The following is a 569-nucleotide window of genomic DNA, read 5'->3' on the forward strand; positions in this document are numbered from 1 at the left end:
AAGGGCATGAACCGCTCCTTCATCTCGGTCATCCTCGGCGGCTTCGGCGGCGAGACGGCCGCCGCGGCGGACGACGGCATCGAGCGCACGGTGAAGCAGGGCTCGGCCGACGATGCCGCCTATCTGATGATGAACGCGCAGAAGGTCATCATCGTGCCGGGCTACGGCATGGCGGTCGCCCAGGCCCAGCACGCGGTGCGCGAGATGGCCGACAAGCTGAAGGCGGCTGGCGTCGAAGTGAAATACGCCATCCACCCGGTCGCCGGGCGCATGCCGGGCCACATGAACGTGCTGCTCGCCGAAGCCAATGTGCCCTATGACGAGGTGTTCGAGCTGGAGGACATCAATTCGGAGTTCGCCCAGGCCGACGTCGCCTATGTCATCGGCGCCAACGACGTGACCAACCCGTCGGCCCGCGACGACAAGTCTTCGCCGATCTACGGCATGCCGATCCTCGACGTCGACAAGGCGCGCACCTGCCTGTTCGTCAAGCGCTCGCTCGGCTCCGGCTATGCCGGCATCGACAACACGCTGTTCTACAAGGACGGCACCATGATGCTGCTCGGCGA

Annotated in this window: 1 protein-coding gene; it reads left to right on the forward strand. The window is 65.6% G+C overall.

Annotation, left to right across the window (positions count from 1 at the left end; genetic code table 11):
• Positions 1 to 569: NAD(P)(+) transhydrogenase (Re/Si-specific) subunit beta (locus ACCO56_RS33060; RefSeq protein ID WP_433645212.1), on the forward strand; the 569-nt coding region annotated here is incomplete at both ends.

It is taken from the genome of Mesorhizobium sp. 1B3 (assembly GCF_050958605.1).
Taxonomy (GTDB): Bacteria; Pseudomonadota; Alphaproteobacteria; order Rhizobiales; family Rhizobiaceae.